We start from the raw sequence: 2,280 nt of genomic DNA on the forward strand, positions 1-2,280 counted from the left end.
TTGTGTGCCAGCACCACGGCAGCGGCATTGTGGTACAGGGCACGTTTAATCACTTCCCGGGGATGGACTTCCGTGCGGTTGATGGTGCCGGTGAAGAGGGTTTCACCGGCAATCAGCTGATTCTGGTTGTTCAGATACAGCACCCGGAACTCTTCCCGCTCCAGTCCCGCCATGTTCAGAATCAGCCACTCCCGTGCCGCATGCGTGGAGGTGAAGGCCACGCCGGGTTCATGAAGATGGCGGTCCAGGGTTTTCAGGGCCCGCTGAATGAGGCTGCGCTCGCCGGGCGTCATCTCTCCGGGCAGAAAGGAAAGCTGTTGCATTGTTCCGGCCCCTTTCAGTCAATGATGCGCATAATGGCGTTGCATTCCGGATGCTGCAGGGCGTAATCCCGCAGCCGGTAATAATGGACCGTCATGGCATAACACTCCGTACGACAGGCATGATGGCTGTACGTCATCAGACAGGCAGCAATGCCGGCGGCTTCCGGGCTCATTTCAGCGCGGTTACCGTTCATGGCACTGAACAGTACCCATGTTTCGTCATCATCGTCATCCGGTTCGGGTGCCATAAATGCCCCGCCGTTGTTCAGGGTGTACAGATTCCAGATACCACCACAGTAGTCTTCGCACAGACGATCCATCCAGCCGAAGACACGGGGCTCCAGGGTCACCCACTGTGGAATGAGGCCAAAATGCTGCGGCCAGAAGCTGATGCGCTGTTCATCAGGGACGAGGGTGGCAACCAGTTGAGGCGGGTTATTCTCTGATACAGCGGTTACGGAAACAGAAGGTGTGGTGGAATTATGCAAAACGGTTGTCATGAGATTATTCCTTATAAAAAGTAAATGAATGGAAGAAGTCGCGGGGCAGGGACGGACATGAGTCAGAACTGCGCTTTCAGGGAAAAGGCATCAGCGCATACTCTTCAGCAGTGTTTCTGCCATCACCCACAATGCGCGATTGAGCTTAATGTCCGTGTCGATGCTGTGAATGGCACGGGTATGGATACGTTTTCCTCTGGCACTGCGACCGGAAATCCCGCCTTTCAGCATATTCTCCTGGATGGTCTGATAAGCACTCCACAGGTCCTTACCGTAATCCTCCCGGCGTCGCGGTGTCAGAATGTCAGCAGTGGTGACGGGCTGATGTTCGTCACCATAACGGTAAGTCAGTGCCGCCTGTGCCAGCGCCTGGCGTGCCGGTGGCGGCAGGACCAGCGACTGCATGGCATCACGCTTCTCCTCAATCCGGTCAAAAACCCCCACCACCTCGTAAGCCCCTTCGATAACTTTCTCCACTACGTCTCCCCGGTGTGGAACACGCACTTCCCCCAGAGACTGACCACAGACGCATCCGTTCTGGCAGACGAACCTGAAGTAACCCGGCAGCATCTGGTAGCTGGAGGTACCGTCATGGGAGTTCAGCAGGATGATTTCAGGGACATGTTGTCCGTTTATCTCCCCGTCACGGCGCAGACGCAGCATGTGTTTGGTGTATCCCCGGCGGCCCGGGTCGCGCACGCGGGTCTGGCAGGCGAAGAATGGCTGGAAGCCTTCCCGCTGCAGGCTTTCCAGCACGGTGATGGTGGGGATCCAGGTATAGTTCTCGCTTCTGGATGTGTGTTTCTCTTCCCCGAATACGCTGGGGACGACCTGTATCAGTTCTTCACGGGTTAAGGGGCGGTCACGGCGTATCTGGTTCGCATAACCAAAACGACTGGCTAATCGCATGATTTATTCCTTATGAATGAGTTAGCGGTGTAAATGAAAAAGCCGCGTCTCCCGGAGAAGACGCGGCCTGATGGACGAAATGAATGACGTTTATTGTCTGAGAAGCCCTTCACTGGCGAGCTGCGTATTTTTATGGAAGGAGATCACCCAATAACCCCATCGGGATCGGGCAATAACCGGCCAAATTGTGAACGATTCAGATGCCATTTGGCAGCAAAAGAGCCTTCGGCAATAAACGTGATGTACAACCCGGCATATCTGTTGCTCCCTGAAAGTAAAAAGCCCCGGTCATTATGACCGGGGCCTGAAGGGGAGTGACCTGATTATCAGAAAGTCACATTCAGCGTGGCCTGACCGTTATAGCCTTCAGCGCTGTTGCCGCTGACACTGTGGGCATAACCGGCCTGAACGCCCAGAGTGATATTTTCCCGGACACGGGCTTCCAGTCCGGCCTGCAGGTCCAGTGACGTGCCATTCTGTGACGGTGAGAACGTCATGTTACTGCCGGCTTCAGCTGTACCCATGCTCATGTCACCCCGGGAGCTGAA

General features: G+C 55.4%; 4 protein-coding genes. All 4 read right to left on the minus strand.

Translation table 11 applies throughout. From position 1 onward, the window contains the following. Positions 1 to 323, minus strand: a 323-nt coding sequence (locus K0778_RS25660) for a JAB domain-containing protein (RefSeq protein ID WP_122987494.1), incomplete at its 3' end; no start/stop codon positions are given. A gap of 14 nt (positions 324 to 337) precedes the next feature. Beyond that, positions 338 to 823 carry an antirestriction protein gene (locus K0778_RS25665; RefSeq protein WP_000214317.1) on the minus strand — a complete coding sequence of 162 codons (486 nt, stop codon included), beginning with the start codon at positions 821 to 823 and terminating at the stop codon, positions 338 to 340. A 90-nt stretch (positions 824 to 913) separates the two neighbouring features. Then, the gene (locus K0778_RS25670; RefSeq protein ID WP_072651389.1) at positions 914 to 1,732 is read right to left on the minus strand and encodes a DUF932 domain-containing protein; all 819 of its coding nucleotides are present in this window, start codon (positions 1,730 to 1,732) and stop codon (positions 914 to 916) included. 326 nt (positions 1,733 to 2,058) lie between these two features. Then, the coding region (locus tag K0778_RS25675) for an autotransporter outer membrane beta-barrel domain-containing protein (RefSeq protein ID WP_153449174.1) at positions 2,059 to 2,280 on the minus strand (222 nt) is incomplete at its 5' end.

This window comes from Escherichia sp. XD33 (genome assembly GCF_019375075.1).
GTDB classification, from domain to species: domain Bacteria; phylum Pseudomonadota; class Gammaproteobacteria; order Enterobacterales; family Enterobacteriaceae; genus Enterobacter; species Enterobacter flexneri_A.